The sequence below is a fragment of the Streptomyces sp. NPDC059900 genome, assembly GCF_050270335.1.
Taxonomy (GTDB): domain Bacteria; phylum Actinomycetota; class Actinomycetes; order Streptomycetales; family Streptomycetaceae; genus Streptomyces.
Window position 1 is genome coordinate 1 of the sequence record NZ_JBNNJZ010001043.1, and the last position, 1,583, is coordinate 1,583.

Below are 1,583 nucleotides of genomic sequence, written 5' to 3' on the forward strand. Positions count from 1 at the left end.
CCCTTGGGGTCGCCGGTGGTGCCCGAGGTGTAGACGACGGTGAGCGGGTCCTCCGCGGCGGATTCGCGCCAGGCCTTCTCGAAGCCGTCGGCGTCGAAGAGGCGGCTCCCGGTGGCGTGCAGGGAGCCGTACGTGCGGTGCGTGCCCGCGTCGGCGGGCTCGACGACGACCAGGCGCTCCAGCGGGACCGTGACGTCCGGCAGGAGCGGCTCCCAGCGGTCCAGTTCCCGGGCGCCCTCGACGATCGCGAAGCGGGCACGGCTGTGCCGGGCGATGTGGGCTATCTGCTCGGGGGCCGATGTGCCGTAGACGGTGACGGGGACCGCGCCGAGGTGCACGAGGGCGAGATCGCTCAGCCAGTGTTCGGGGCGGTTGCCCATCATCATGAGGACGTGCTCGCCGCGCCGCACGCCGAGCGCCGCGTATCCGGCGGCGAGGACGGCGATCTTGCGGCGGGCTTCGCTCCAGGTCAGAGTCGTCCACTGGCCTTCGGGGGCGGTGCGCCAGGAGAGGGCGGGGCGGTCACCGAGGTCCTCGGCGTTGCGGAGCAGCAGGGCGGGGAGGGTGATGCCGGCGGGTTCCCCGGGAAGTCGCAGGATCGTGGTCATGACCGCCTCCTGGCGTCATCGACGAAGCAAGTGACCGGTCCGGACGCTTTCAAGTGACTGGGCGGGACGCTTTCACAACAGTGGTGAGACAGCAATACTGTTGCACCGGATCGGTGCACAACTGCCGGTGCACGAACGGGAAGGCGATGTGCTGCCATGACGATGACGAGGACAGCGGACACCGACGAGCCGACGCTCACGGTCGACGAACTGGCCGCGCGCGCGGGCGTCACCGTCCGCACGATCCGCTTCTACGGCACCAAGGGTCTGCTGCCGCCGCCGGTGATCGGTCCGCGCCGGGTCGGTCACTACGGCCAGGAGCACCTGTCCCGGCTCGGGCTCATCGAGGAGCTCCAGCACCAGGGCATGACGCTGGCCGCGATCGAGCGGTATCTGGAGCAGCTGCCGCCCGATCTGAGCGCCCACGACCTCGCCATTCACCGTGCGGTGGTGGCCTCCTGGGCCCCCGACTCGGCCGAGGAGACCGATCGCGCGGAGCTGGAGCGCAGGGCGGGGCGGCCGCTGGGCGACGGGGATCTGGACCGGCTCTCGGCGATGGGCGTCGTCGCCCCCGCGGGGCGCCGGGGGGTCTACAGCGTCGATCCGGGACTGCTGCGCCTGGGCGTGCAGCTGCTCGACGTGCCCATCGCGCACGAGACGATCCTGGCGGCGCGCACGGTCCTGATGGAGCACACGCGCTCGGCGGCCGTCGAGCTGTCCCGCCTCTTCCGCGACGAGGTGTGGGGTCCCTACCGGGAGCGGGAGTCGGACCCGGAGCACGTGGCGGCGATGCGGTCCCTGTCGGCCCATATGCAGCCGATGGTGGTGCAGGCGCTGGTGACGGCGTTCCAGCGCTCCCTCAAGGAGGAGCTGCGGGAGTGGGTAAAGGGCTGCTGAGCCACTCCCGCATCCCTGCTAGAGCGGTGAATTATAAACATATACGAGCCCAAGAGAAATTTTCACATCGGGTATGCC

At 70.2% G+C, this 1,583-nt stretch carries 2 protein-coding genes; one reads left to right on the forward strand and one right to left on the reverse strand.

The window, feature by feature from the left end:
• On the reverse strand, positions 1 to 608 hold a 608-nt coding region (locus ACQKIP_RS47025), incomplete at its 3' end, for an AMP-binding protein (RefSeq protein WP_427745823.1).
• 162 nt (positions 609 to 770) lie between these two features.
• Between ACQKIP_RS47025 and ACQKIP_RS47030 the strand changes: the two genes are divergently transcribed.
• Entirely contained in the window at positions 771 to 1,505 is a 735-nt protein-coding gene (locus tag ACQKIP_RS47030; protein WP_427745824.1) for a MerR family transcriptional regulator, read from the forward strand.
• Positions 1,506 to 1,583 lie beyond the last annotated feature (78 nt).

Bases quoted from the DNA above. Each gene is read 5' to 3' on its own strand.
- ACQKIP_RS47030 (WP_427745824.1), top strand. From the start codon at position 771: ATGACGAGGACAGCGGACACCGACGAGCCGACGCTCACGGTCGACGAA.